This is a genomic window from Marinifilum sp. D737, from assembly GCF_026672275.1.
GTDB lineage: Bacteria > Bacteroidota > Bacteroidia > Bacteroidales > Marinifilaceae > Marinifilum.
Genome location: NZ_JANQCD010000015.1, coordinates 1 through 25,428 on the forward strand (window position 1 = coordinate 1; position 25,428 = coordinate 25,428).

The window sequence follows — 25,428 nt, forward strand, 5'->3', positions numbered from 1 at the left end:
CGGAAAAGAAAAACCGTTTTGAGCGAGAAACGAGACTCGAACTCGCGACCCTAACCTTGGCAAGGTTATGCTCTACCAACTGAGCTATTCTCGCATTCTGTAATGAACCTTTGTTCTTACTTTTGCGATGCAAATATAGATATTCCCTAGGTTTTCGCAAGTGTTTTTTTCAAAAAAATGTCAATTGTCCTCCTAAATTTCTGAGTGTTTGTACAAAAGAAAAGGGAAAAAATTTCTCAATTCTTTCCCTTTTATATTTAAATCAGCATAAATCGTTCTTATAAATTATCTTTTAAAAATTTATTAAAACGCTTGTACAGATGTAACCTGGTTTTACCTCCGTAAATGCTATGATTTCTGTTGGTATAAATTTGCATCTCGAATTGCTTGTCAGCTTGAACCAATCTCTCAGCAAACTCATAAACATTTTGTACATGAACGTTATCATCTGCAGTTCCATGGCAAAGCAATAAGCTTCCCTGTAGTTTGTCTACATGATTAATTGGAGAATTATCGTCGTAACCTTTAGGATTTTCCTGAGGAGTTCTCATGAAGCGTTCTGTATAAACCGAATCATAGTATCTCCAGTTGGTTACCGGAGCAATTGCAATTGCCGCTGCAAAAACATCAGGAGCTTTCTCCAAACAAAGCGATGACATGAATCCACCAAAACTCCATCCCCATATTGCAATTCTATTTTCATCGATAAAGGATTCCCCGGATAATGCTCTTCCCGCTGAAATCATATCGTCCGATTCCAATCTTCCCAACTGCATATAGGTACACTTGCGGAACTCCTGACCACGAGCACCAGTTCCACGAGGATCAACACAAACCACAATATATCCTTCTTGAGCAAGATATTGGTACCAATCAAAGCTCCATCTGTTCTCAACACTTTGGGAGTTTGGTCCACTATATTGAGTCATTACCACAGGGTATTTTTTAGAAGGATCAAAATTGAATGGCTTAATCATCCAGGCATTCAACATGGTCATACCATCAGCTGCTGGTAACATGGTAAACTCTTTTGGATTGTATTGATAACTCTTCAACTTTTCAACCAAAGCCTTGTTATCTTCCAACACACGAATCAATTTTCCTTTATAGTTATACAAGCTAACTGTGTTTGGCTGTGTAACACTCGAAAAATAATTGATATAGTATTTAAAACCATTACTAAATACTGTTCTGTTGGTTCCTTTAGCAGGAGTAATCAATTTCTTTCCAGTTCCATTCAATTTCACAGAATAAGTATTTCTGTCCATTGGCGAAACCTCTGCCGATTCGTAGTAACATACTTTCTTCGCTTCATCAAAACCTAGAAAATCTGTCATGTCCCAATCTCCTGATGTAATTTGATTAACTGGTTTTCCAGTAATCATATCAAACAAATACAAGTGGTTGAATCCATCTTTCTCATCTGGATAAATGAATTGAGTTCCATTATCCAGGAAAGTTAAGAAATCGAAATTACGCTCCTCAACGTAATACTTGTTTTCTTGTGTATACATTACATCCGACTCTCCTGTTTTGGCATTAGCTAACAAAAACTCCAATTTATTCTGATGACGATTCAAACGGTAAATGCTTAGCTTTTTAGGATCTTTGGTCCACTTCAATCGTGGAATGTACTGATCCTTCTCCTCGCCTACATTCATTTTCTTGGTAATACGATCTTCAACATTGTATACCCATACACTTACTTCTGAGTTTTTCTCTCCTGCTTTTGGATATTTGTAAGTATAGTTTTCAGGATAAAGAGCATTTTCTTTTACTTGTGGATACAAACCTTCAAACTTATTCATGTTGAACATCTTCACTTCGCTCTCATCGAACTTCATGTATGCCAAAAACTTACTATCAGGCGACCATGTAAAGGCTTTATTAAATTCGAATTCTTCTTCGTAAACCCAGTCAGGTGTACCATTTTGAATCTTATTGAACTCACCATCTTTGGTAATTCTAATTTCCGATCCGAAAAGTACATTATGAATAAACAAGTTGTTGTCTCTTACAAAAGCAATTCTATTGCCATTTGGCGAGAAAGTTGCCAATCGTTGCTTTCCATTTTTCGAAAGGGGAACCAACTCCTTATTTTTAAACGAATAAACGTAATAATCAGCCGTAAACGATCTTCTGTAAATTCTTTCCTGATTTGTTGTCAAAAGCAGCCTCTTCTCATCATTACTAAATGTATATTCACTGATATACTTTAAGTCAGTATCCTTCATTTCACTTAAATCGAAAAGTGTTTCAACAACTTTTCCTGTCGCAAAACTGTACTTTACAATTTTAGTTCCGTTTCCTTCCAATGTGGTATAGTGTACACCATCATTCATCGAGCGCAAGCCATACACCGATTTTTGCCCAAATGTGCGATTTAGCATCAAATCTTCCATGCTTATTTTCTTCACCTCTTGTTGTGCAAAAACTACGAGTGAGAAACACATCACGATAGCTGATGTTAAAATCAATCTTATTTTTCTCATGTTTGTTGAATTATTTACAATTTGTATAGGTTGTATTTACAAAGTCCAAAGATTCTACTTTTTTAGAGAAAAGAAAAATTTTTAATCCTGATATAAATCAGAACTAACAAGCATTACAAGTCTCCATCCTCGTCTTAAATTAACCTGTTATCGTAAGAAATTGCCAAATCTATTGAAATGCTAAATATTGCTCACAATTTAAAGTTCTATTTGAACAGAAAGTTATATCTTTGTGGATTGAATTTCAAAATGGTTGATTTATTATCTCAATTAACTGAATATTAGCACGAAATTCATATTTTCTATTTAAGTATATCATGCTGGTTTGTAGCGGTGTGAATAAAAATTAAAAACAATAGGATGATTAAAATTACATTTCCAGATGGAACAGTAAAAGAGTTTGAAGCTGGCATCTCTGGTATCGAGATCGCGAAAAGCATTTCCAGTCGATTGGCAAAAGAAGTTTTGTCGATAACCGTTAACGATCAGTTGTATGATCTTACACGTGCGATTAACGAAGATGCAAGTATTAAGCTTCACACTTGGAATGATGAAGAAGGGAAACACGCTTTTTGGCACTCTTCAGCTCACTTAATGGCTGAAGCCTTAGAGGTATTGTACCCAGGAGTAAAATTTGGTATTGGTCCTGCAATTGAAATGGGCTTTTACTACGATGTTGATTTAGGAAATGGTACGGTACTTACCGACAAAGATCTTCCTAAGATTGAACAGAAAATGCTTGAACTTGCACGTAGCAAGAACGAATATAAAAGAACCGATGTAACAAAAGAGGAAGCTCTTCAGTTTTTCGGTGAAAGAAATGAGGAGTACAAAGTTGAGTTGATCAACGAATTGGAAGATGGTACAATTAGCTTTTACCAACAAGGTGGATTTACCGATTTGTGTAGAGGTCCACACTTGCCAAACACAAGTTACATCAAAGCTATCAAACTAAACTCGGTAGCTGGTGCTTACTGGAGAGGCGACGAAAAACGTCCTCAGCTTACTCGTGTTTATGGTATTACTTTCCCAAAGAAAAAATACCTTGACGAGTATGAGGTAATGATGGAAGAAGCTAAAAAGCGTGACCACAGAAAATTGGGTAAGGAAATGGAATTGTTCACTTTCTCTCAAAATGTTGGTCAGGGGATGCCAATTTGGTTGCCAAAAGGTGCTCAATTGCGCGAAAGCCTGGAATCATTCCTAAAGCGAGTTCAAAAGAAATTTGGATACGAGCAAATTATCACACCGCACATTGGTAACATTAATTTGTACAAAACTTCAGGTCACTACGACAAATATGGCGAAGATTCATTCCAGGCAATCCAAACTCCACAAGAAGGAGAAGAGTATTTGCTAAAACCAATGAACTGTCCTCACCACTGTGAAGCATATAAATTCAAACCTCGTTCTTATAAAGACCTTCCTGTTCGTTTTGCAGAATTTGGAACCGTTTATCGTTACGAGCAAAGTGGAGAGCTTCACGGATTAACTCGTGTTCGTAGTTTTACTCAGGATGATGCTCACTTGTTCTGTACTCCAGATCAATTGAAAGATGAATTTAAAAAGGTAATCGATATCATTTTCATCATCTTTAAAGCATTGAACTTTACCGAATATGTTGCTCAGGTATCTCTTCGTGATAAAGAAAATCATGCAAAATATATTGGTGCTGAAGAAAATTGGGATAAAGCTGAAAAAGCAATTATCGAAGCGGCAGAAGAAAAAGGCTTGAACACTGTAGTGGAATACGGGGAAGCTGCATTCTATGGCCCAAAGCTTGACTTCATGATTAAGGATGCAATTGGTCGTAAGTGGCAGTTGGGTACAATTCAGGTTGACTACAACTTGCCAGAACGTTTCGAATTGGAATATGTAGGAAGTGATAACCAGAAACATAGACCAATTATGATTCACCGTGCACCCTTTGGATCTATGGAACGTTTCGTTGCAGTATTGCTTGAACATACAGGAGGTAAATTCCCATTGTGGTTAACACCTGAACAAGCTGTTATCATGCCAATTAGCGAAAAATATAACGATTATGCAAAAAAAGTTTTAAATTCGTTAAATAATTCCGATATTCGCGCCGTATTAGATGATCGCAACGAGAAAATCGGAAGAAAAATCCGTGACAACGAGTTGAAAAAGACCCCATACTTAATTATTGTTGGCGAGAAAGAAGCTACAGAAAATACAGTTTCAGTTCGTAAACAAGGAGAAGGTGACATGGGATCTATGACTATTACAGAATTTTCAGAATTTATTAATAAAGAAGTAGAAGCACAATTGTCTTCTATCGAGAATTACTAACTAAAATAGGAGGACCTAGCCATAGCTGGATTTCATCACAGAAACAATAGAGGTCAAAGAAGACCTCAAGAGGCTCAACACAAGATTAACCAAGCAATTAGAGCCCGCAGTGTTCGCGTTGTTGGAGATAACGTAGAACCAGGAGTTTATTCAATTTCAGAAGCATTAAAGTTTGCTGAAGAACAAGAATTGGACTTAGTTGAAATTTCACCAAAAGCCGATCCACCAGTTTGTAAGATCATCGATTACAAAAAGTTTCTTTATCAGCAGAAAAAGAAACAAAAGGAAATGAAGGCTAAAGCGGTTAAAGTTGTTGTAAAAGAAATTCGTTTCGGACCAAATACCGACGAACATGATTACAACTTTAAATTGAAACATGCCGAAAAATTCCTTAACGAAGGAGCTAAGGTTAAAGCATACGTTTTCTTTAAAGGACGTTCAATCCTTTTTAAAGATAAAGGTGAGATTTTATTGTTAAAATTCGCTCAAGATCTTGAAGAATTAGGGAAAGTTGAACAAATGCCTCGTTTGGAAGGTAAGCGTATGACTATGTTCATTACTCCAAAGAAAAAGTAGAATAATTTATATATACATTAATTTTTAAATTTGTACAATGCCTAAGATGAAAACAAATTGCAGTGCAAAGAAAAGATTTACTTTGACTGCATCTGGAAAAATCAAAAGAAAGCACGCTTTTAAAAGTCACATTTTGACTAAAAAAAGCACTAAAAGGAAGAGAAATCTTACCTACTTCGGTACTGTAAATAAAGCAGACCAGAAAAACGTTAAGTTAATGCTTAACATGTTGTAAGAATCAGTTATTGATTTTTTTAGTTATTAACCGAGTGGTTAGCACCAAAGAGTCCTTAAATGGAACGCTAACATTCAAAAATTAGGAATTATGCCAAGATCAGTAAATTCTGTAGCTTCAAGAGCTAGAAGAAAAAGAATTTTAAAAGAAACCAGAGGTAACTTTGGAGCAAGAGCTAATGTTTGGACAGTAGCCAAAAATACTTTCGAAAAAGGTTTGCAATATGCTTACCGCGATAGAAAGAAAAAGAAATCAAACTTTAGAGCATTGTGGATTCAGCGTATTAACGCAGCAGCAAGACTTGAAGGTCTTTCTTATTCACAATTAATTGGTTTGATGCACAAAGCTAACATCGAAATTAACCGTAAGGTTTTAGCAGATTTAGCTGTAAATCATCCAGAAGCATTTAAAGCTGTAGTGGGTAAAGCACAAGCAGCTAAATAGTACTATAAATTATTTACTTTGAAAAGGGGTTGTGTTTCACAATCCCTTTTTTACGTTTCAACTCCTAATAATTAGTACTTATTGCCCTCAGTAAGTACATTATCGAAAAAGCATAATAATAGCTGCAATGCTTGACATTATTATGCTTTGGATTTACTATTTTTGAAATCATAACAAGGGAAAGCTATTAACCAAACCAATTTCCCACTAAATAAACCACAAATGAGAATTGCATTAATAGGCTACGGAAAAATGGGTAAAGAAATAGAGCAAATTGCTCTGGATCGTGGCCATGAAATCGGATTAATTATCGATCAGCACAATCCAAAAGATCTTTGTGCAGATCATTTACAAAATATTGATGTTGCCATTGAGTTTACGAATCCAGATTCGGCGTTTGGCAATTATTTAAAATGCTTCGAAGCTAATGTTCCTGTTGTATCCGGAACAACTGGCTGGCTTGATCAACTACCAGAAATTGAGAAACAATGTGCTGAAGGCAAAGGTTTCTTTTATGCATCGAACTTTAGCTTGGGCGTAAATCTGTTTTTTGAATTGAATAAGAAGCTAACCAAACTAATGGCTCCATTTAAGGAATACAATGTGGATATGGAGGAAATTCACCACATTCACAAATTGGATTCTCCGAGTGGAACTGCTTTGACATTAGCTGATGGGATTATTGAAAATCATCCTAAAAAGGAAAAGTGGATTGAAGCTACCAGCATGAAGGAAGATGAACTTAGCATATTGGCCAAACGCCACGGTGCAGTTCCTGGTACACATTCCATTACCTGGCATTCCGAAGTTGATGAAATTATGATTCAACATCAAGCATACAGTAGAAAAGGATTTGCTTTGGGAGCAGTGCTGGCAGCCGAGTTTATGCCGAAAAAAGAAGGGTTTTATGGCATGAAAGATTTGCTTCAACTATAAAAGAAAATTGAGTAATCATTTAAATACAATTGAATGGCAAACATACTAAGAAACAAATGGTTTAAATTTTCAATCGCGCTAATCATTACTTTATTAATGATTATTTGGATTGGCAATTATTGGCTTTTATTAGGATTACCTATCCTTTTTGATGTTTATATCAGCAAAAGGGTGCATTGGGCCTTTTGGAAGAAAAAAGGAGTTAAGAAACAAAGTACAACTGTTGAATGGATTGATGCCATTATTTTTGCAGTAGTCGCCGCAACAATCATTAGAATGTTCTTTATTGAGGCTTACACAATTCCAACCAGTTCGATGGAAAAATCATTACTTGTTGGCGATTACTTATTTGTAAGTAAGGTAGCTTATGGTCCTAAAGTACCTAACACACCTCTATCCTTCCCTTTTGCACACCATACCATGCCTGGGACAAGCAAAACCAAATCATATTTGGAATGGATTAACTGGCCTTACAAGCGTCTTGCAGGATTGAATGAGATAAAACGTAACGATGTTGTGGTATTCAATTTCCCCGCAGGAGATACCATTGTGGTAGGAGCCGAAAATCCAGATTACTATTCTCAATTAAGAGCTGCTACTGCAACCATAAAGGAAAATGACATGAGAAGAGGACGTGCACTTCAATCTGATAATGCCTATATGAAAGTTGCTCGCAAATACTTCGCTCAAAATATGGAAATTGCCACTCGTCCGGTTGATAAACGTGAAAACTATATAAAGAGATGCGTTGCCATGCCAGGTGATACCATTTCCAGTGTAGACGGGCAGCTTTATATCAATGGGAAAGCTCAAGATAAAGTTGGAGAAGTGCAATACAATTATGAAATACGTACCAATGGCAGCATGATCAATCCTCGTAAATTAGAGGAAATGAATATCGCGAAAGACGAAATTAGCCATAGTGGTTCGGTTTATCACATGCCTTTATCAAAAGAAAAGGCCGATAAACTAAGTAAGCTAAGCAATATTTCATCATTGGTGAAGATGGTTCATGGGGTGGGCACTCCAGAAGATGTTTTCCCATTTAGCGAACATTACAACTGGAACAGAGATAACTTTGGACCTCTTGTAATCCCGCAAAAAGGACAAACCGTTGAGCTGAACATGAAAACTCTTCCATTGTATGAAAGAGCAATTAATGCCTATGAAGCTAATGATTTGACAGTAAAAGACTCTATTATTTACATCAATGGGAAAGCTGCAGATACCTACACTTTTAAAATGGATTACTACTGGATGATGGGTGATAATCGTCACCGCTCAGCAGATTCTCGTTATTGGGGATATGTTCCGGAAGACCATGTGGTAGGTAAAGCTTCATTCATCTGGCTATCGCTTGATAAGGATCAAAGCGGTTTTGGAAAAATCAGATGGGATAGAATTTTCAAGTGGATACACTAAGATATTGAAATCATATAAGTAAAGGCATCTGCAAAGATGCCTTTTTCTTTTATCTATATTTTTTATAGTTTCGCAATCCAAACAGAAGAACAATGGAAAATACTAAAGCTCTACTTTCAACAGCATATTTTGCACCAATTCAGTACTATTGCAAATTGATTCAGTATCCTAATGTGATGATTGAACAATGGGAAAACTATTCAAAGCAATCGTATCGCAACAGGTGTAATATTTATGGAGCAAACGGAGCATTGGCTATTTCTGTTCCAGTGGCAAAGGCTACCAATAAAAAGGTATTCACCAAAGATGTTAAGATCTCTTACGACACCAACTGGCAAAAACTGCATTGGAAAGGGATAGAATCTGCTTATAAATCATCGCCTTTTTACGAATATTACATCGATGATTTAGAACGATTTTTTAAGCAAAAATGGGACTTCCTTTTAGATTTTAATCTTGAAATTCAATCAGAGATTTGTGAAATCCTGGAAATAGAAAACAAGAACTCACTAACCGATGATTTTATTCCTGTAAACACTCCTAACATTGCTGATTTTAGAAATGTAATTCATCCAAAACCCCAAAAAGGAATAGATGATACCAAGTTCAATCCACAAACTTACACTCAAGTTTTTGGCGATAAACATGGTTTCATTCCCAACCTAAGCATTTTGGATTTGATATTTAATTTAGGTCCTGATAGTTCGTACTATCTGGAATCCTGCCTAAAGTAATGAAAGGTGATCTTTAAGATCTTGCATAATTGCATCATGATCGAATGCCAAGGCAGGTAATTTACTTACATCAATCCATTGAGCTTTTAATGCATCATCTTCGCCTTTAACTTGTGGTAAGGATTCTGCCTCCATTTGAGCCAAATAAACAACCGAAACCGTGCGTCCTCTAGGATCACGATCTACAGCTCCATATGTCTTGAACTGTGAAATAAAAACGCCTTCAAAACCTGTTTCTTCCTTTAACTCACGATACGCTGCAGTATCCAAATCTTCATCCATATCAACAAAACCACCAGGAAATGCCCATTTATTTTTGAAAGGTTCATTAGCTCTTTCAATTAACAACACATAGTGATTGCTTTCACATTTACAAAAAATGGCACAATCAACAGTTAATGCCGGACGTGGATATTCGTATGTATACATGATGTAGTTTGTGAATGAATGAGTGAATGAGTAAATGAGTAAAATAAATTAGACTTGGGCAATAATTCGCTTAATTACTCTTAATTTATGCGTGTAACGTTTGGTGTCTACATTAAAAATTCCTTGATGATCGACATTATCAATTCTCACCTTACCGGAAGCATGGATAATTTTGTGTCTGTCCCAAATAATACCAACATGTGTAATTTTACCTTCGGCATTATCGAAAAAGGCCAAATCACCTGGCATTGCTTCTTCTACAAAAGTTAATGGTTCACCCACCAAAACTTGCTGACTGGCATCGCGAGGTAAACTAATTCCATTCAGCTTGTAAACAATTTGTGTTAAGCCAGAACAATCTATTCCATAAGGTGTTCTTCCCCCCCAAAGGTAAGGTGCATTAAAATATTTTAATGCTGCTTCAATTATGGAATCACGCACATTCGTTTCATCTCCATTTTCTGTCACTTTTCCCTGGTAGAAGTACTTCTTCTCTCCTATTTTAAAAGATTTCTCTTCTCGATCGCAAAATGGGAAGGAACTTCCAGGTACAATCAATTTATTTGAATAATCTTTCTCCTGAAAAACCAGATTAAAAGTATCATTTGCAACCGCTGGTGACTGAGTAGCTAGCAGATTAAAAAATTCTTCATTGATAACACTTATCATTTTAGTATCAACCCAACCCTCGTAATTATCGTAGGCCAATCTTACCTTGCTCCAGTTTTCAACATCCTCAATAACTTCAAAATGCTCTCCAAATAAAATTTGGGTTACCATTTCGCTTTTTTCAGCAGGTTCGCTTCGAACCGGGATGATGCTTAAATCGGAAATTCCGTAATTCATGTAGTGGTTGCTTAATGATTGTTATCAATCAAATATAAAAAATATAATTATGTTTTTACATTTGCATTGATATATTTGCTGTATATATCGAAGGTAAAAGAAAGGAATAAATATTTTTTACCAAAAAATATTCAACTAATTTTATAAAAAGAATTTCAACACTCCTAATCAGAATAGAATGAATAAATACTTTAGGTTAATTCGACAAAACTTAAGTAACATTTATCGCTTTACCATTACAACAATTACCATTGTACTGATCATGCTTCTATTCCCGAATACGGGAAACTTTAAGTATGAATATCAGAAAGGTAAGCCTTGGATGCATGAAACACTTATTGCTCCTTTCGATTTTTCCATATTAAAAACTGAGCAGGAATTAAATCAGGATCGAGATAGTATTTTGAATCGATTCAGCCCTTATTTTAAAATTGACACTTCCGTTTACCCATCGGTAATAGAAAGGTTTGAAAAGAATTTTGAGAAAAAATGGAGAAGTTTTGAAAGGTCTTCAGCCTATAAAAAGCTAAATTATTCTCAAAAGAGATCGGATGCCGAAAAATTACTATGCTATAATTACCTAAAAACAAACCTTAAAAATTATTATAACATTGGGATTGCTGATTTTCAAAACGAAAAGCTACAATACAATTTCGAAATACCTGAATCAATTAACAGGTCAGTAAACAACATTAATGAGAAAGTTCTTACCAATAATGTATACTCGGCTAGAACTGCCTATGAAAACATTAGTGAAAATTTAAAAACTGATTACAACAAGCCTGTTTTTCAAAGTTTTCTTCAGAATTTAAATCTTGATTCTTACCTGACTCAAAATCTGTTTTACGACAAAACCATGTCCGATCAGATTAAAAACAGCATGCTTTCAAACGTTTCACTAACCAAGGGCAAAGTTGATTTTGGAACTCGTATTGTTTTAAGAGGTGATGTAATTAACGACGATACCTTTCTAATTTTAGAATCACTAAAAAAAGAATATGAAAACTTTTTAGGTGCATCGCAAAATCATTACCTAATTGTTGGTGGACAAGCACTATTAATCATTTCCTGTGTGATTCTCTTGTTTCTATACCTGCGAAACTTTAGAAAACAAATCTTACACGACAACAAAAAACTTCTTTTCATATTTCTGTTGGTTTCATTATTCGTTGCTCTCACCACTTTGGTATTAAAACTCCAGAATCAAAACGTTGATGTTAACATTTACATTATTCCATTTGCACTCATCACCATTGTGGTGCGAACACTAATGGATAGCAGAACAGCATTGTTTGTTTTCATTGTTACGGTTTTAATCACCGGATTTTTAGCCCCTAACGGCTTCGAGTTTGTATTCCTTCAATTGGCAGCAGGTATTATGGCCATTTACAGTTTGCCTAGATTGGAGAGACGTGGTCAGCTTGTATTAACCGCTATTATTACATTCTGTACCTACAGTGTAGTTTATTTCGCTTTCGCGATCACGCAAGAAGGTAGTATAGAAGAAATTGAATGGTTCAACTTTGTATGGTTCGCTTTTAATGGACTGTTACTTACCTTCTCCTACTCATTAATTTACATTTTTGAGAAATTATTTGGATTCCTTTCAGATGTTACCTTAATAGAGTTATCGAATCAGAACCATCCACTATTGCGACAGCTAATTCAACATTCGCCAGGAACATTCCAACACTGCTTGCAGGTTGCAAATCTTGCCGAAGCTGCAATCAATAAAATTGGAGGTAATCCTTTACTGGTAAGAACTGGTGCACTTTATCATGATATTGGTAAAATGAAACATCCGGTTTATTTTATCGAAAATCAGATGTCAAACAAAAACCCTCATGATGATCTTGAATTTGATAAGAGTGCACAAATCATTACCGACCATGTAAAGTATGGAGTAAAAATTGCAAAAAAACACAAATTGCCTCAACAAATTATCGACTTCATTGAAACTCATCATGGTGCAGGTAAAGTGATGTACTTTTACACATCCTTTAAAAACAAGTATCCCGATAAAGAGATTGACGAAGAGAAATTCCAATACCCTGGTCCAGATCCTTTTACCAAAGAAACCGCTGTTTTAATGATGGCTGATGGTATTGAGGCTGCTTCGAGAAGTTTGAAAGAAAAAACTCCCGAAACCATTCGCGAGTTGATCGATAAAATTATTGACAAGCAGGTAAAAGAAAATCGTTTCGCCAATGCGGATATCACCTTTAAGAATATCAACGAAATAAAGGAGATTTTCACCAACAACTTGATTAATGTGTACCATGCAAGAATTGAATATCCAAAAGAGATAAAAAACAAAAATTAATTAACTTGAAGATAAAACGAGCTTAGATAGACCTTTCTACCTAAGCTCGTTTTATTTGATACGAAATTACGTTTGCAAATTATAACATGTGTGAAAATCATTTTTGACACATGCTAAAATGGTTTTTGACGCGTGTTAAAATATTTTTTGACACGTGTCTAAATCATTTTTGACATGCGTTAAGAATAATTTTAATACCTATCAAAAATAGAACGGCAAAGCACGCTTGTTATAGACTTCCCCTTTAAACCACTAAAAACTTCGGCTTGAATCCTACTAATAGCGTGCACTCTAAAACAACAATATCAGTAGTTATTACCCTTCAACTCTCTTCATTCTGATCCAGCTTACTTTCACCCTCAGTTTCGGAAAACTCAATTTTTTTCCCACTCCTATTTTTTGTAACTTATAGATTGTGGCCAGCTTCATGCAAAACATATTAGTTTTTCATGTGAAATGGATATGATGTATAAGCATCTGTTTACTTAATCTTCACCCAAAACCCTACTATTATGATACGGAATAGCATATTTTTACTCGGTCTGATTGTATCAATTGCATTTGCAGTGTCTTGTCAACCTGAAAAAAAGGCAGAAGACAAAAAAACTGGCGATACTGTGATACAAAGAAAATTAGCCAATTATGCAGAAGTTAAACTTTCTGCTGATTTAAACTCCCTCTCTGCTCAACAAATAAAATTGTTCTCTCATTTAATAAAAGCTGCCGACGCCATTGATGATATTTATTGGATGCAAGCCTATGGGGATAAAAATGCCCTGCTAAATAACATCAAAGATCCTGATATGAAACAGTATGCCAAAATAAATTATGGTCCTTGGGATAGATTAGATGGATTTAAACCTTTTACAGAAGACTTTCCTCCAAGACCTTTAGGCATTGGCTTTTTTCCTGCTGATATCAATCAGGAAGAGTTCTTTCAATTGAACAACGATGAAAAATACGGTGCATTTACAAACCTAACAAGAGATGATAATGGTAAATTAAAAGTCGTTCCATATCATGTTACTTATAAAATGCAATTGCAATTGGCTGCTGATCATTTGAAGAAAGCTGCAATTCTATCTGAGTCTGACGATTTCAAGCAATATTTACTCCAAAGAGCTAATGATCTTACTTCTGACAACTTTACAGAAAGTGATCAGCTTTGGCTAGGGCTTAGCAACAACCAACTTGATTTTATTGCAGGTCCTATTGTAAATACAGAAGATCACTTAATTTGGACAAAATATTCCTATGGTGCCTTTATTCTATTAAGAGATAACGAATGTACCAACAACGTATCCAAATACGCTTCACTATTGCCATTCTTGCAACAAAATTTACCTGTAGATGACAAACTTAAAGCTGAATCTGTTAGTAGCAAGGCCAACCTGTCAATTTATAATGTTCTATATAACTCAGGCTATTGCAACGCTGGTAATAAACTAATTGGTTTAAATCTTCCTGTGGGACTTCAAAATGCCTCAGATGCAAAAAGAGTATATTTCAAAAATGTAATGCAAGCTAAATTCAACAAAATATTAAATCCAATAAGTGAATTGGTAATAGATGAAAAGCAACGTAAACATGTAAATTTTGAATCGTTTTTCTTAAATACCATTTTCTTTGAACTAACCAGTGGAATTGATATCACCAACACAATTAATGGAAATGGAGATGTAAAAGATGCCTTAAAAGAGCATTACAATGTAATTAATGAGCTAAAAAATGATGTACTAAGAATGTACCTTTTAAATCAGGTTCACAACATGAGACAAATAGAAGAAATAGATATGCTTGACAACTATGTAACCTATATGGCCGATGTATTTAGATCGATTCGATTTGGTGTTACAGATGCTCAAGGTGTAGCAAATATGATACGCTTCTATTATTTCCAGGAACATGAAGCTTTTAAATACCATCAGAATACAGGAACCTATAAAATCAATGATTACAAAATGGAAAAAGCAATTGAATCGCTTGCAAAAATGGTTCTTGAAATTCAAGGGAATGGTGATTACGCAGCTGCCGATAAACTTATAAAGGATAAAGGCTATATCAGAAATGAATTATTGCAAGATTTATATCGAATTCAACGTGCAAAAATTCCTAAAGACTTAACTTATGATCAAGGAGAAAAAGTAATAATTGCTGAAAAGTAATATTGCTTGTAACATGTAATTTTTAGAGGGCATCCAAGAGATGCCCTTTTTTATACTTAAAATAAAAGATTAATCATATATTTGAGTTTTCTCTTTAATAATAGAATATATGTTACGCCTACTAAGCTCTTTCTTACTTGTATTAATTGCAACTTTAAGTTTTTCGCAACAAATTAAAGTTATTGATAAAGAATCCAATAAGCCAATTGAAAATGTATACATATTTAACAAATACAATTCCATACTAACTAACAAATTTGGGATTGCTGATTTATCAGAATTTAAAGAAAAAAAGTTTTTACACTTTCAGCATCCATCTTATCAGAACCTGGAAGTGGATTTTAACGATATCAAAAATCAAAACTACATTGTTAAACTACATTCAAATATTTTCCCCATACAAGAGGTGGTAGTTTCTGCAAATAAATGGGAACAAAATGTCAAAGAAGTCCCTTTAAAAGTGCACAAATTAGACAAGGCCGAAATCACAAATTCCAACTCACAAACCACGGCTGAGCTTTTAAAATCATGTAATCAGGTTTACATTCAAAAAAGTCAGCTAGGAGGTGGTAGCCCAATGATTAGAGGTTTTGCAGCAAACCGGGTTCTTCTGGTTGTGGATGGCGTTCGTTTAAATAACGCGATTTACCGAAGTGGTAACCTGCAAAATGTGATCAGTATTGATGCCAACAGTCTGGAATCTGCAGAAGTAATTTTAGGACCTGGTTCAATTATATATGGTAGCGATGCAATTGGAGGTGTGATGGATTTTCATACCATAAAACCACTTTTTTCTACCTCAGGAAAAACCAATACCAATTTTAGATACAAAAACCGCTATTCATCGGCCAATAATGAATTCATGAACCATGTTTCCTATAATATTGGGAAAGAACGTTTGAGTTATGCCGGAAGCATTACTTACAGTGATTTTGATGATCAAAAAATGGGCAGTCATGGACCAAACGAGTATTTAAGAAATGAATATGTGATTAGAGAAAATGGGACGGACAAAATAATCATTAATTCTGATCCTAAAACCCAAAAAAAATCAGGCTACAAGCAATTCAACCTGGTTCAGAAGCTCAGGTACAAAGCTTCTGAAAATACCGATTTGCTTTATGGATTTCACTACACAACAAGTTCTAATATTCCTCGTTACGACAGATTAATTCAATACAAAGGAGATAAGCTAAAGTATGCAGAATGGTATTACGGGCCACAAACATTACAAATGCACAACTTTCAACTTGCATTGAAGAAAGCCAATCTTTTGTATGATTCATTCAGGTTAACTGCAGCATTTCAAAATTATAAAGAAAGTCGCCACGACAGAAAATTCTCCTCTACTACGAAACGAAATCGATCGGAGAAATTAAAGATCTATATCGTAAATGCCGATGCTGAAAAAAAATTATCAAAATCAACCCATTTGTTTTGGGGAGCAGAAATGACTCACAATCGGTTAAGATCGAAAGGACACAGTTCCCATATTGAAACCAATACTTTTGAGGAAATTGCAAGTCGTTATCCTGATCAATCAAAATACTCAACACTTGCTTTTTACAGCAATATCAAACACAAATTGAATTCAAACTGGACCTTAAATACAGGGATCAGATATTCTCATATCCGGATCAATTCTGAACTTGATCATACCTACTATGACTTTCCATTTACCAATCTTGATTTATCAACCGGGGCACTTAATGGAGGCGTAGGTGTTACATACAATTCCGATTCTGGTTGGGATTTTAAATTTAATGCAAGCTCAGGTTTTCGAGCTCCGAACATTGATGACATAGGTAAAGTCTTTGATTCTGAACCTGGAAAAGTGGTTGTTCCCAACAAAGACTTAAAACCAGAATATATTTACAATCTCGACTTTAATGTCAGTAAGAATTTTAATCAGAAATTTTTTATTGATATCAATGCATTTTATTCATTTCTTGATGATGCAATGATCCGAAGCGACTACAGTTTTAATGGTCAAAACACCATAATTTACGATGGTGCAGAAAGTGAAGTTCAAGCCATTGTTAATGCTGATAATGCAAAAATATGGGGAGTAAACTTCCAATGCATTGCAAAAATCAATCAAAACTTTTCTGCTACAGCAAATATGAACTACAACAAGGGCGAATACAAAGACGGTAGCCCTGTAAGGCATGTTGCCCCAATGTTTAGCTCATTTAAACTGGATTATAAGTCAAATAAACTATCTTCCAATATTGCATTAGAGTACAATGCTAAAATAGCTTACAAAGATCTTGCAGAGGTCGAAAAAGACAAAGCTTATCTGTATGCTGAGGATAAGAATGGCAATCCTTATTCTCCCGAGTGGTTAATTGTTAGTTGGAACAACAATTATAAACTTACAAACTCAATAAATCTTAACTTTTCAATCGAGAATATATTTGACAAAAGATATCGTCCGTATTCCTCAGGAATTGCCGGTGTTGGAAGGAATTTTGTAATAGGATTACAGTATCAGCTATAGAATTAACATTTACTGACTTAATCAAAAAATAAAAGCCGGTAAGCAATGCTTACCGGCTATATTTTTGATGATTTCTAATTGACTATATTAGTCAACATCCCACCATAATTTAGAATAAATTACATCTCCGTTACTTAATGCGTCTGCAGCAACTTTACGGTTTGCACCGTTTAGCGTTTGCTCTTGTGCAGGGTATCTCATTCTGTAAGGAAGATCAGTTACCTCTTCTACCAATGGAGTAAATACTTTATCTAACCATGTGTCAGCAGTTGGATCATAAACACTATATTCTGCAAATGGAGGAATTAATGTTTTAGGATATCCAGTACGACGATAGTTCATCCATGAAGTATGTCCTTGCATATATAAAGCAATATAGTTTTGTGTTAAAACATTTTCCTCATTTGCTGCAGGAACAGCTGCAAGATAATCTGTAATATCAGCCTCACTTACACCCCATTTTTCCATAGATGCGCGAATACCAGCTTCGTACCAAGTTTGATCCCATCCATTTAATTCACTTTGAATAAAACAAACTTCAGCATATTCCATCAATGTTTCTGCAAAATCAGGCTTATCGATAATATCAACACCTGGTAAAGATTCAATAGTAAAGGTAGCAGCTTCTGCAGAACTTTCAGAAATGAACATTCCAACATAATCACCATTACTATTTTTCTGTGCATACTCATGGATTCTAGGATCAATAATTCCTAAAAACGGATTCGCATTTGCACCAGCAGTTATAGTAGTATGTGTATGATCTACTAAGTTTTCACCTTTTAGTAAGTTGATGAAACTATGACCTACTGCGAAATCACTTCGGTTAGATACATTCCATGCTCTGTACATACGTGAAGCATTCTTATCTCCACTTTCGTATTTGAACATAGCGTTATCGCTATTTGCAGCAAAAACACCTGAAGCAATTGCATCTGCAATATGCGTATTTGCCAATGTAGCATTTGCACCTTTAATTTTATTAGCTATTCTTAAACGAAGTGAGTTTGCAAATACTTTCCACTTTGCAACATCTCCACCAAATACATTATCACCACTGATTCCAGTCTTCGACTCATCTAACTGGTTCGCTGCAGCTTGAAGTTCCTTTAGGATATCTTCATTAATTTTAGCTTGAGTAGCATAAACAGGACTAATAATAGCTTCAGCATCTCCAAAACCAGAAACTCTTAACGCTTGGAAATCAGGATCCTCAGTTCCGTATGAATAATAAGGAATATCACCCCAAGTATCAGTCATTAAATTAAAGGTCCAGGCAAGCATGATACGACAAATCGCTATTTGATTTTGATTGTCTCCAGATGCCGCAGCAGAAGACATTGTACTTTCATTTTCATTTAAGCGAATTATTTCTCTAAAGTTTTCAGCTATCTCATAAAGAGTATTTTGAGTTTGTCTCATAGACTCTCTATATACATAACGGTCTTCATCACCATATTCTGATTGTTGCCAATATTGCATTGTTGCATAGGTAAAACGACCAGAGAACCATGTGTCTTGAGTTGCATCAACAACTCTTTTCATATTGTTATTAAACAATGCTGCTGTAGGTACAGTGGTTGGTTCGTTAGGATTCTCAAAATAATCCACATCACACGCCACCATGAACAGAATCAGATTGAACGCAAGTAATATTTTAATATTTTTCATTTTCATCATTTTTTAATGTCTAAAAGTTTAATTTCAAGTTAAAACCATAAGATCTGAACATTGGCTGTAAACCTCCTTCTAAACCTTGAACATTACCGGAACCATTTGCAGCCATTTCTGGATCGAAACCTTTCTTAGCCAAGCCCCATGTAAATAAATTCTTACCGTACACAGAAATTCTAGCACTATTGAAAATTCCATTAAGGAAACTCTTTGGAATATTGTAACCAATAGTTACTTCTCTAAGCTTCACATAGTCAGCATCGAATACAGATTGAGCACTTGGGTATCCAAAACCATGATAGTGTCTTGCACCCCATCCTGCAGCTGAAACATACTTCTCATTTGCTGCTGTATTAGAAACAGTGTAAGTTCCATCTTCATTCCAAACTACATCACCAGTAACACCGTCAAGACGAAGACCTCCGCCATCTGCTACTGCATCACGAATTTCATTACCTTTATCATTTACACCTGCTGTTTCCTTATACATACCTGAGTACATACCCCACATGTGAGAAAGTGAGTAAAACTTACCACCTTTACGAATATCAATCAAGAAATTCATGTCGAAGTTTTTATAAGAGAAACCGTTACGGATACCTAAAGTAAAATCAGGTAATACTGAACCAAGAGGAACAAGATCTGATGTAGACTCATAATAACCATTAGAGCCAATTACTTTATTTCCAGCATCATCATAAAGGAAATCAGTTCCCCATAACGTACCGTAAGTATCACCTAAACTAGCTCTCAAGAAAACACCACCAAATGGAGCTCTCTGAATATCTAATGATTCCAGGTCATTATATAACTTTTCCAGTTTGTTGTTAACCTTAGTATAGTTGAACATTACATTCCACTCAAAATCTTTAGTACGAACTGGAGTAACACCTAATGCAATCTCAATACCTTTATTTGTCATTTCACCGGCATTAATAAATCTACTTGCGTATCCAGTTGCCTGTGAAAGCTGCAATGGCATAATTTGATCAAAAGTTGTATTGTCAAAATAAGTTGCACTTAAATCAATACGATTGTTAAATAAGTTCAAATCAAGTCCAATTTCCTTTGATCTTGTAGTCTCAGACTTTAAATTTTCATTTAATAAATCATCTGGAACACCTAGACGTGGTGTGTTCATAAATGCACCATCACCATTGTATTCGTAAGTTTTTTGAACATTATATGGTGCAGTATCATTACCTACTTCTGCCCAACCTAATCTCAATTTACCCATATTTAACCAGGTAATATCTGGAAGTAATTCTGAGAATACAAAACTACCTGAAATAGAAGGGTAAGAATATTTATTCTCAAAACCTGGAAGAGTAGAAGACCAGTCAGTACGATAAGTTGCTTCTAAGAAAAGCATGTTACGATAACCTACTGCAAATTGAGCAAAAACAGAATTTGTTTGTCTCTCACTTGTGAAATCATTCATTAATGCAGGGTCAACCGAGTTTAATAGGTTGTAAACGCCAGGAACTACAAGACCACCCGATGTTTGCCCACGTAATAAATCAAATCTTACATCTCTGCGATTAGCACCAACTAAACCAGATAAATCGAAATCATTAATTTTTTTCGAATAAGATACAATTCCTTCATAGTTAAATTCACTGTACTCTCTGGCTGCCTCGTAATAAGACGGAGTTGCCTGAGAACCTACTGCAGTTCTCTCGCGAATTGTGAAGTTATAGTAGTCACCATAAACACTACCTTTAACAAGAAGATTCTCTATAATTTCATAAGAAGCAGATACATTACCATAGAATCTATTTCTCATATCGTCAGAATAGTTCTCATAAGCTGTCCAATAAGGGTTATCAGCGTACTTAGGATGTGGATCAGTAAATGATTTTCTATTCCATGTAATAGGCTCACCTGTTGAAGTCTTATAGTTCTTCAATCTCTTATAATCCAATTGTCTTTGTCCCCACTGGAAAAACTTCTGACCTACTGAGTTATCACCATATCCAATTTCCGGACGTCCCATTGCTTCTGTTCTCACATAAGTTATACTACCATTAACTGATAACTTATCGGTAAGATCTGCTCTGGTTGAAACCTTAAAGTCATGTTTCTTTTGTGATGAATTAGGCATGGTACCGTCAACATCAGTGTATTTATATGCTAAACGTACACCGTAATCTTCACCTGACTTATTGATACCAATTGATGTAGTTGAAGTAACACCTGTTTCCCAAAAGTCCTCAACGTCATTAGCCGGAGCAACCCAAGGTCTGGTTTCTTTAACTGTTCCATCCTCATTAAAACCATCCCAATGAACAACGTTCACATTAGGATTGTATCTTGGTCCCCATGATTCATCAACCTGATATTGTGGATGTAAGTAAGTTTGTCCACCAACAGTAACTGTTGCGAAACCATTTACTCCACCAGCATCATCAGAAACGATAGAACCTCCACCATATTTTTTCTGCATTTCAGGAATTGTAGCTACTGTTTCGAAGCTCATGCTTTGGCTGAAATCAATAGAAAATCCCTTCTTCCCTTTGCTACCACTTTTTGTAGTAATCAAGACAACACCATTAGCAGCACGAGAACCATAAAGAGCTGCCGCAGCTCCTTTCAAAACAGAAATATCTTCGATCTCATCTGCATTGATATCGTTCAACATGTTACCATAGTCAATACCTCCACCACCAGAAGCAGCACCACCAGCATTATAGTTAGAGTTATCCATTGGAACTCCGTCTACAATAAATAAAGGTTGATTTTCCTGAGTAATTGAGTTAGCCCCTCTAATAAGAATTCGGCTAGAACCTCCCATATTTCCAGATGAGGCAATCTGTACACCTGCTACTCGTCCTGATAATGCACTAACAGCATCGGATTGTTGTATCTGATTCAATTCATCTCCGCCTACTTCTTGTGCAGCATAACCTAATGCCTTTTTCTCACGAGTAATACCTAATGCAGTAACAACAACTTCGTCTACTCCAATAGATTCAGTCTCTAAAACCACATCAATTACAGTTTTTTGACCTACTGTAACTTCTTGGGTAACCATACCTACGAAGCTAAACATTAAAACGTCTTCAGGGGATGCTTCTAAGGAATATTTACCGTCAATGTCGGTACTAGCACCAATAGTGGTACCTTTAATAACAACAGATACTCCAGGCATGCCTAGACCATCCTCAGCACTGGTAACTGTACCAGAAATCTGTTTGCTTTGCGCATTTACTACTTGTAAGCCCATAAAAATAAGACATACAAATAGTCCAATCATTTTTTTCATAAAAAAACTTTTTAGTTAGTAATTAAGTAAAGATGCAAAATGGTTAATGGTAATTCTTGAGGATAAAAATAGCACTTTAATTGGTTTTAACAAATTTTAACACATCTAAACGCATGCATATTCAAACGATTACGTAATAAATTATCAAACATTTTGTTTAGTTACCATTACTTTTTACTTTGATTATGATTTTATAATAATCGGAATTGTACATTCATTTAAACAATTGATTAAATGAATGTACAAATGATCTAATAATAACATCTACTACTAAAAAAAAACGCAGACATATTAACATATGTCACAAGCTATCTATTTTTACAGATTTTTATAAAAAATAATTTCATACCCCTTTTTTACTTTAGGTGTTAATGCAAAATTCAAATGAAAAATTTATTTGTATTAGTAATAATTCATAGATTAAAATCAATCATTAAATAAAACGAAAAAGGGCAGATCCAAACGGATCTGCCCCTATTCATATAACTAAACCTTTAATCTATGTGTTATCCACCACAGCTTAGTTGTTTATTCTTCACATTTATTCTAAATGTATGTCAGCAGTAAAGACGGTATAGCCTAAGTTATTTGCTCCATAATTACCAGCAATACCTACAGCATCTCCTTCATAATATATGTCATATTCAATCAACATAGTTGGAGTTGCCTCACAATTAGACCACACACCAGTACCTTTAATTTCATATGTAGATAGTTCTCCATCATACAGAGCGGTATAGATATATTGTCTTGGGATACTTATGGTTCCGGCTGCAATATTTACATCCACAACAACAGTTCCTCTTTCTGTTATTGTTTCTTGCCAAAAACCAGGACCGATCATTGTTTCACTAATACCACTTATTGTAAGTTTACCATCAACAAGTGCTGTTGTAATAGTAGATTGCCAATGAGTACCATCAGTACCACCCCATGATCCTTCAAGGTCATTAATTCCATTGTCAAGAGGGCAATAGTATATTTGTGTAACCTGACCGCTATAAGTAGGAATTTCCACTTTATATGGATTCGTATAATATTCATCAGCAAATTCCAGTTCAATATCATAAGCCTGATCAATAACCGAACCTGGACTCAACACAATACTTAATTCAGCAGTATTTTCACCTGCAGCAAAAGATACATTAGCAGGAATTGAAAACATGTTCTCTTCATTGGTTATCACTTTAACAGGTACATCTAAAGCAGAAGAGACATCATCACGTTTAATAGTTAATGAAAATGTATTGTCTATTGCCAAATAAACTTTTACATCTGTTGGATTTTCGTCAGCAAAGCGAATCGCTTTTGTACCTTCGACACTCGGGCTCGCCTCTACTGTATCCTCATATTCATCACAGCCTACAAACAACGCTGCAATCAGCAACAAAGCTGTTATATATATATTATTAATTTTCATATGTTTAATTTTAAACTGTAAAACACTATTAATCAACATCAGCAACCGGTTCTGGAACTGATGCAGAAGGGTTATTATCAGCATTTGTTAATAAAGAGTTAGCTTCAATTTCCGCTTCTGGTAGTCTCCATAATAAAATATCGCTTCCTGCAGGAATATGGAAAACCATACTTGCATTAGGATATCCACCACCTCTACGATCAACATCTTTATTTAAACGCATGATATCAAACCAATTCAAACCTTCTCCCCATAATTCGATTCTACGGTGACGATATACTTCATCCTGAATATCAGTACCTGATACAGGACAAACATAACTAGGATCTCTATAGTTATTAATAAAGTTCTCAAGTGTTGTTTTACCATCACCTCCACTCATTGCTTCTGCTTCTGCTTTGATCAAATACATCTCTTCAATTCTCATTAAAGGAATATCATTTGCATTTGTAGAAGCTCTAAGCTCTTCTTTGTATGGAGCAAATTTCACCTGTGTATAAGCAGGATAATTTTTTTCAGCCATTACATCAGCTTCTTCATCAGTAAGATTATCTGAATTACCATCTCCATCAAGCCACCATCCTTTACGAACATCAGTACTTGCAATGGTATTAAAAAGTGCTTTATTGATTTGCTTTCCACCATTGTACCAGCAATAACCATAATTGAAAGAACCCATGTGTGAAATCCAGTTTACAATCCCAGAATTAACAACAGCATCAGTTTCCGAAATAATAATACCCCACATCCAATTAGATTCATCAACAGTCCAAAAAGCTGGATCACTAGCTTCTTTGATACTTGATGGTGCAGCACCAGATTCAGCAATTGCACTTGTTGCATCGGCTGCTGCTTCACTATATCTGTGCATGGTCAAATTAATACGTGCACGAAGTCCATAAGCTACAGCCAAATTAATATATCGCTTATCATCACGTTTAATGCCTTTTCCTTCAGCAATTGTAAACAAATCAATTGCTTTATTAATGTCAGCCAATATCAGATCATATACTTCCTGAACTGTAGCACGAGGTGCTCCACCGTTATCAGCAATCTCCTTGGCATTTTTTTCGGTAATAATTGGCACACAAGGAGCCGTTTCATGTCCTACATAATTAAACTGAAATAATTGAGCCAAATTCCAATAACTAAACGCACGTGCCGCCAAACCCTGAGCAAGATAAAATTGAATAGTTTCATCATCAGTTTCAGGATCTATAGATCCAATCACATTATTGGCACCTCTGATCATATAATACATGTCATTCCAAATAATTTGACATTCATTTGAAGTATGTATACGATCCGTATAATCCAAGTCATTTCCAGACCAATTGTAACCATTATCCTCCTGAACTACATCCATACCATTGGCATCAGAAAACAGCATTACAGATGGATAACCAAAATCATTGTGTCGACTAGCTCCTAATGCGTCTTCATTAGGTGTCATCTGAGAAAATTGAGCAAATATACCATTAACACCAGCTTGAGCTTTGGAAGGGTCATTTAGAACCACTTCTTCCTTTTGCTCCGTAGTTACATTATCTCCCTCGGGAATAGTATCCAGGTCTTCACATCCGAAAAAAGCAAACAAAGCGGATGCAATAAACGCATATCTATATATTTTTTTCATATCTATCCTTTAAAATTG

17 protein-coding genes and 1 tRNA gene are annotated in these 25,428 nt (G+C 35.3%); 10 read left to right on the top strand and 8 right to left on the bottom strand.

Annotated features, from left to right (window positions below):
- Positions 1 to 21 precede the first annotated feature (21 nt).
- Together NQ163_RS10445 and NQ163_RS10450 are read right to left on the bottom strand one after the other, a co-directional pair.
- Positions 22 to 94: transfer RNA gene (locus tag NQ163_RS10445), tRNA-Gly, on the bottom strand.
- A gap of 184 nt (positions 95 to 278) precedes the next feature.
- On the bottom strand, positions 279 to 2,492 hold the full coding sequence (locus tag NQ163_RS10450) for a S9 family peptidase (RefSeq protein ID WP_268190281.1): 2,214 nt from the start codon (positions 2,490 to 2,492) through the stop codon (positions 279 to 281).
- Between the two features lie 360 nt (positions 2,493 to 2,852).
- On the opposite strand from NQ163_RS10450, the gene thrS reads away from it, so the two are divergent.
- The 7 genes from thrS (at position 2,853) to NQ163_RS10485 (ending at position 9,152) form a co-directional block, all read left to right on the top strand.
- Positions 2,853 to 4,805: a threonine--tRNA ligase gene (gene thrS, locus NQ163_RS10455; RefSeq protein ID WP_268190282.1), complete on the top strand. Its 1,953-nt coding sequence runs from the start codon at positions 2,853 to 2,855 to the stop codon at positions 4,803 to 4,805.
- 21 nt (positions 4,806 to 4,826) lie between these two features.
- On the top strand, positions 4,827 to 5,381 hold the full coding sequence (gene infC / locus NQ163_RS10460) for a translation initiation factor IF-3 (RefSeq protein ID WP_268190358.1): 555 nt from the start codon (positions 4,827 to 4,829) through the stop codon (positions 5,379 to 5,381).
- Positions 5,382 to 5,427: 46 nt separating this feature from the next.
- Positions 5,428 to 5,616, top strand: coding sequence for a 50S ribosomal protein L35 (rpmI, locus tag NQ163_RS10465; RefSeq protein ID WP_425593783.1), 189 nt, complete (start codon positions 5,428 to 5,430; stop codon positions 5,614 to 5,616).
- Between the two features lie 90 nt (positions 5,617 to 5,706).
- Positions 5,707 to 6,060, top strand: coding sequence for a 50S ribosomal protein L20 (gene rplT, locus NQ163_RS10470; protein ID WP_120239044.1), 354 nt, complete (start codon positions 5,707 to 5,709; stop codon positions 6,058 to 6,060).
- A gap of 222 nt (positions 6,061 to 6,282) precedes the next feature.
- The gene (gene dapB, locus NQ163_RS10475) at positions 6,283 to 6,996 is read left to right on the top strand and encodes a 4-hydroxy-tetrahydrodipicolinate reductase (protein ID WP_120239043.1); all 714 of its coding nucleotides are present in this window, start codon (positions 6,283 to 6,285) and stop codon (positions 6,994 to 6,996) included.
- Positions 6,997 to 7,029: 33 nt separating this feature from the next.
- Complete coding sequence (lepB, locus tag NQ163_RS10480; protein WP_268190283.1) at positions 7,030 to 8,418, top strand: signal peptidase I; 1,389 nt, start codon at positions 7,030 to 7,032, stop codon at positions 8,416 to 8,418.
- A 92-nt stretch (positions 8,419 to 8,510) separates the two neighbouring features.
- Positions 8,511 to 9,152, top strand: a complete 642-nt coding sequence (locus NQ163_RS10485; RefSeq protein WP_268190284.1) for a WbqC family protein — start codon at positions 8,511 to 8,513, stop codon at positions 9,150 to 9,152.
- Here the strand turns inward: NQ163_RS10485 and NQ163_RS10490 are convergent.
- Both NQ163_RS10490 and NQ163_RS10495 read right to left on the bottom strand, forming a co-directional pair.
- Positions 9,144 to 9,581, bottom strand: coding sequence for an NUDIX hydrolase (locus NQ163_RS10490; protein WP_268190285.1), 438 nt, complete (start codon positions 9,579 to 9,581; stop codon positions 9,144 to 9,146). The genes NQ163_RS10485 and NQ163_RS10490 overlap by 9 nt on opposite strands.
- 48 nt (positions 9,582 to 9,629) lie before the next feature.
- Positions 9,630 to 10,427, bottom strand: coding sequence for a C40 family peptidase (locus tag NQ163_RS10495; RefSeq protein WP_268190286.1), 798 nt, complete (start codon positions 10,425 to 10,427; stop codon positions 9,630 to 9,632).
- A 178-nt stretch (positions 10,428 to 10,605) separates the two neighbouring features.
- Between NQ163_RS10495 and NQ163_RS10500 the strand changes: the two genes are divergently transcribed.
- The 3 genes from NQ163_RS10500 (at position 10,606) to NQ163_RS10510 (ending at position 17,415) form a co-directional block, all read left to right on the top strand.
- Positions 10,606 to 12,750, top strand: a complete 2,145-nt coding sequence (locus NQ163_RS10500; protein ID WP_268190287.1) for an HD family phosphohydrolase — start codon at positions 10,606 to 10,608, stop codon at positions 12,748 to 12,750.
- A 512-nt stretch (positions 12,751 to 13,262) separates the two neighbouring features.
- The gene (locus NQ163_RS10505; RefSeq protein ID WP_268190288.1) at positions 13,263 to 14,915 is read left to right on the top strand and encodes a Zn-dependent hydrolase; all 1,653 of its coding nucleotides are present in this window, start codon (positions 13,263 to 13,265) and stop codon (positions 14,913 to 14,915) included.
- A gap of 109 nt (positions 14,916 to 15,024) precedes the next feature.
- On the top strand, positions 15,025 to 17,415 hold the full coding sequence (locus NQ163_RS10510; protein ID WP_268190289.1) for a TonB-dependent receptor: 2,391 nt from the start codon (positions 15,025 to 15,027) through the stop codon (positions 17,413 to 17,415).
- 87 nt (positions 17,416 to 17,502) lie between these two features.
- Here the strand turns inward: NQ163_RS10510 and NQ163_RS10515 are convergent, their stop codons facing one another.
- The 4 genes from NQ163_RS10515 to NQ163_RS10530 form a co-directional block, all read right to left on the bottom strand.
- Positions 17,503 to 19,086 carry a SusD/RagB family nutrient-binding outer membrane lipoprotein gene (locus tag NQ163_RS10515; RefSeq protein ID WP_268190290.1) on the bottom strand — a complete coding sequence of 528 codons (1,584 nt, stop codon included), beginning with the start codon at positions 19,084 to 19,086 and terminating at the stop codon, positions 17,503 to 17,505.
- A gap of 19 nt (positions 19,087 to 19,105) precedes the next feature.
- Entirely contained in the window at positions 19,106 to 22,354 is a 3,249-nt protein-coding gene (locus NQ163_RS10520) for a SusC/RagA family TonB-linked outer membrane protein (protein WP_268190291.1), read from the bottom strand.
- Positions 22,355 to 22,895: 541 nt separating this feature from the next.
- Entirely contained in the window at positions 22,896 to 23,774 is an 879-nt protein-coding gene (locus NQ163_RS10525; protein WP_268190292.1) for a hypothetical protein, read from the bottom strand.
- Positions 23,775 to 23,802: 28 nt separating this feature from the next.
- Entirely contained in the window at positions 23,803 to 25,410 is a 1,608-nt protein-coding gene (locus NQ163_RS10530; RefSeq protein ID WP_268190293.1) for a RagB/SusD family nutrient uptake outer membrane protein, read from the bottom strand.
- Between the last annotated feature and the right edge of the window lie 18 nt (positions 25,411 to 25,428).

What these genes read in the sequence shown, in the direction of transcription:
- NQ163_RS10450 (WP_268190281.1), bottom strand. Translation starts at nt 2,492, where the DNA reads ATGAGAAAAATAAGATTGATTTTAACATCAGCTATCGTGATGTGTTTC.
- thrS (WP_268190282.1), top strand. Translation starts at nt 2,853, where the DNA reads ATGATTAAAATTACATTTCCAGATGGAACAGTAAAAGAGTTTGAAGCT.
- rpmI (WP_425593783.1), top strand. Translation starts at nt 5,428, where the DNA reads ATGAAAACAAATTGCAGTGCAAAGAAAAGATTTACTTTGACTGCATCT.
- rplT (WP_120239044.1), top strand. Translation starts at nt 5,707, where the DNA reads ATGCCAAGATCAGTAAATTCTGTAGCTTCAAGAGCTAGAAGAAAAAGA.
- dapB (WP_120239043.1), top strand. Translation starts at nt 6,283, where the DNA reads ATGAGAATTGCATTAATAGGCTACGGAAAAATGGGTAAAGAAATAGAG.
- lepB (WP_268190283.1), top strand. Translation starts at nt 7,030, where the DNA reads ATGGCAAACATACTAAGAAACAAATGGTTTAAATTTTCAATCGCGCTA.
- NQ163_RS10485 (WP_268190284.1), top strand. Translation starts at nt 8,511, where the DNA reads ATGGAAAATACTAAAGCTCTACTTTCAACAGCATATTTTGCACCAATT.
- NQ163_RS10490 (WP_268190285.1), bottom strand. Translation starts at nt 9,581, where the DNA reads ATGTATACATACGAATATCCACGTCCGGCATTAACTGTTGATTGTGCC.
- NQ163_RS10495 (WP_268190286.1), bottom strand. Translation starts at nt 10,427, where the DNA reads ATGAATTACGGAATTTCCGATTTAAGCATCATCCCGGTTCGAAGCGAA.
- NQ163_RS10500 (WP_268190287.1), top strand. Translation starts at nt 10,606, where the DNA reads ATGAATAAATACTTTAGGTTAATTCGACAAAACTTAAGTAACATTTAT.
- NQ163_RS10505 (WP_268190288.1), top strand. Translation starts at nt 13,263, where the DNA reads ATGATACGGAATAGCATATTTTTACTCGGTCTGATTGTATCAATTGCA.
- NQ163_RS10510 (WP_268190289.1), top strand. Translation starts at nt 15,025, where the DNA reads ATGTTACGCCTACTAAGCTCTTTCTTACTTGTATTAATTGCAACTTTA.
- NQ163_RS10515 (WP_268190290.1), bottom strand. Translation starts at nt 19,086, where the DNA reads ATGAAAAATATTAAAATATTACTTGCGTTCAATCTGATTCTGTTCATG.
- NQ163_RS10520 (WP_268190291.1), bottom strand. Translation starts at nt 22,354, where the DNA reads ATGAAAAAAATGATTGGACTATTTGTATGTCTTATTTTTATGGGCTTA.
- NQ163_RS10525 (WP_268190292.1), bottom strand. Translation starts at nt 23,774, where the DNA reads ATGAAAATTAATAATATATATATAACAGCTTTGTTGCTGATTGCAGCG.
- NQ163_RS10530 (WP_268190293.1), bottom strand. Translation starts at nt 25,410, where the DNA reads ATGAAAAAAATATATAGATATGCGTTTATTGCATCCGCTTTGTTTGCT.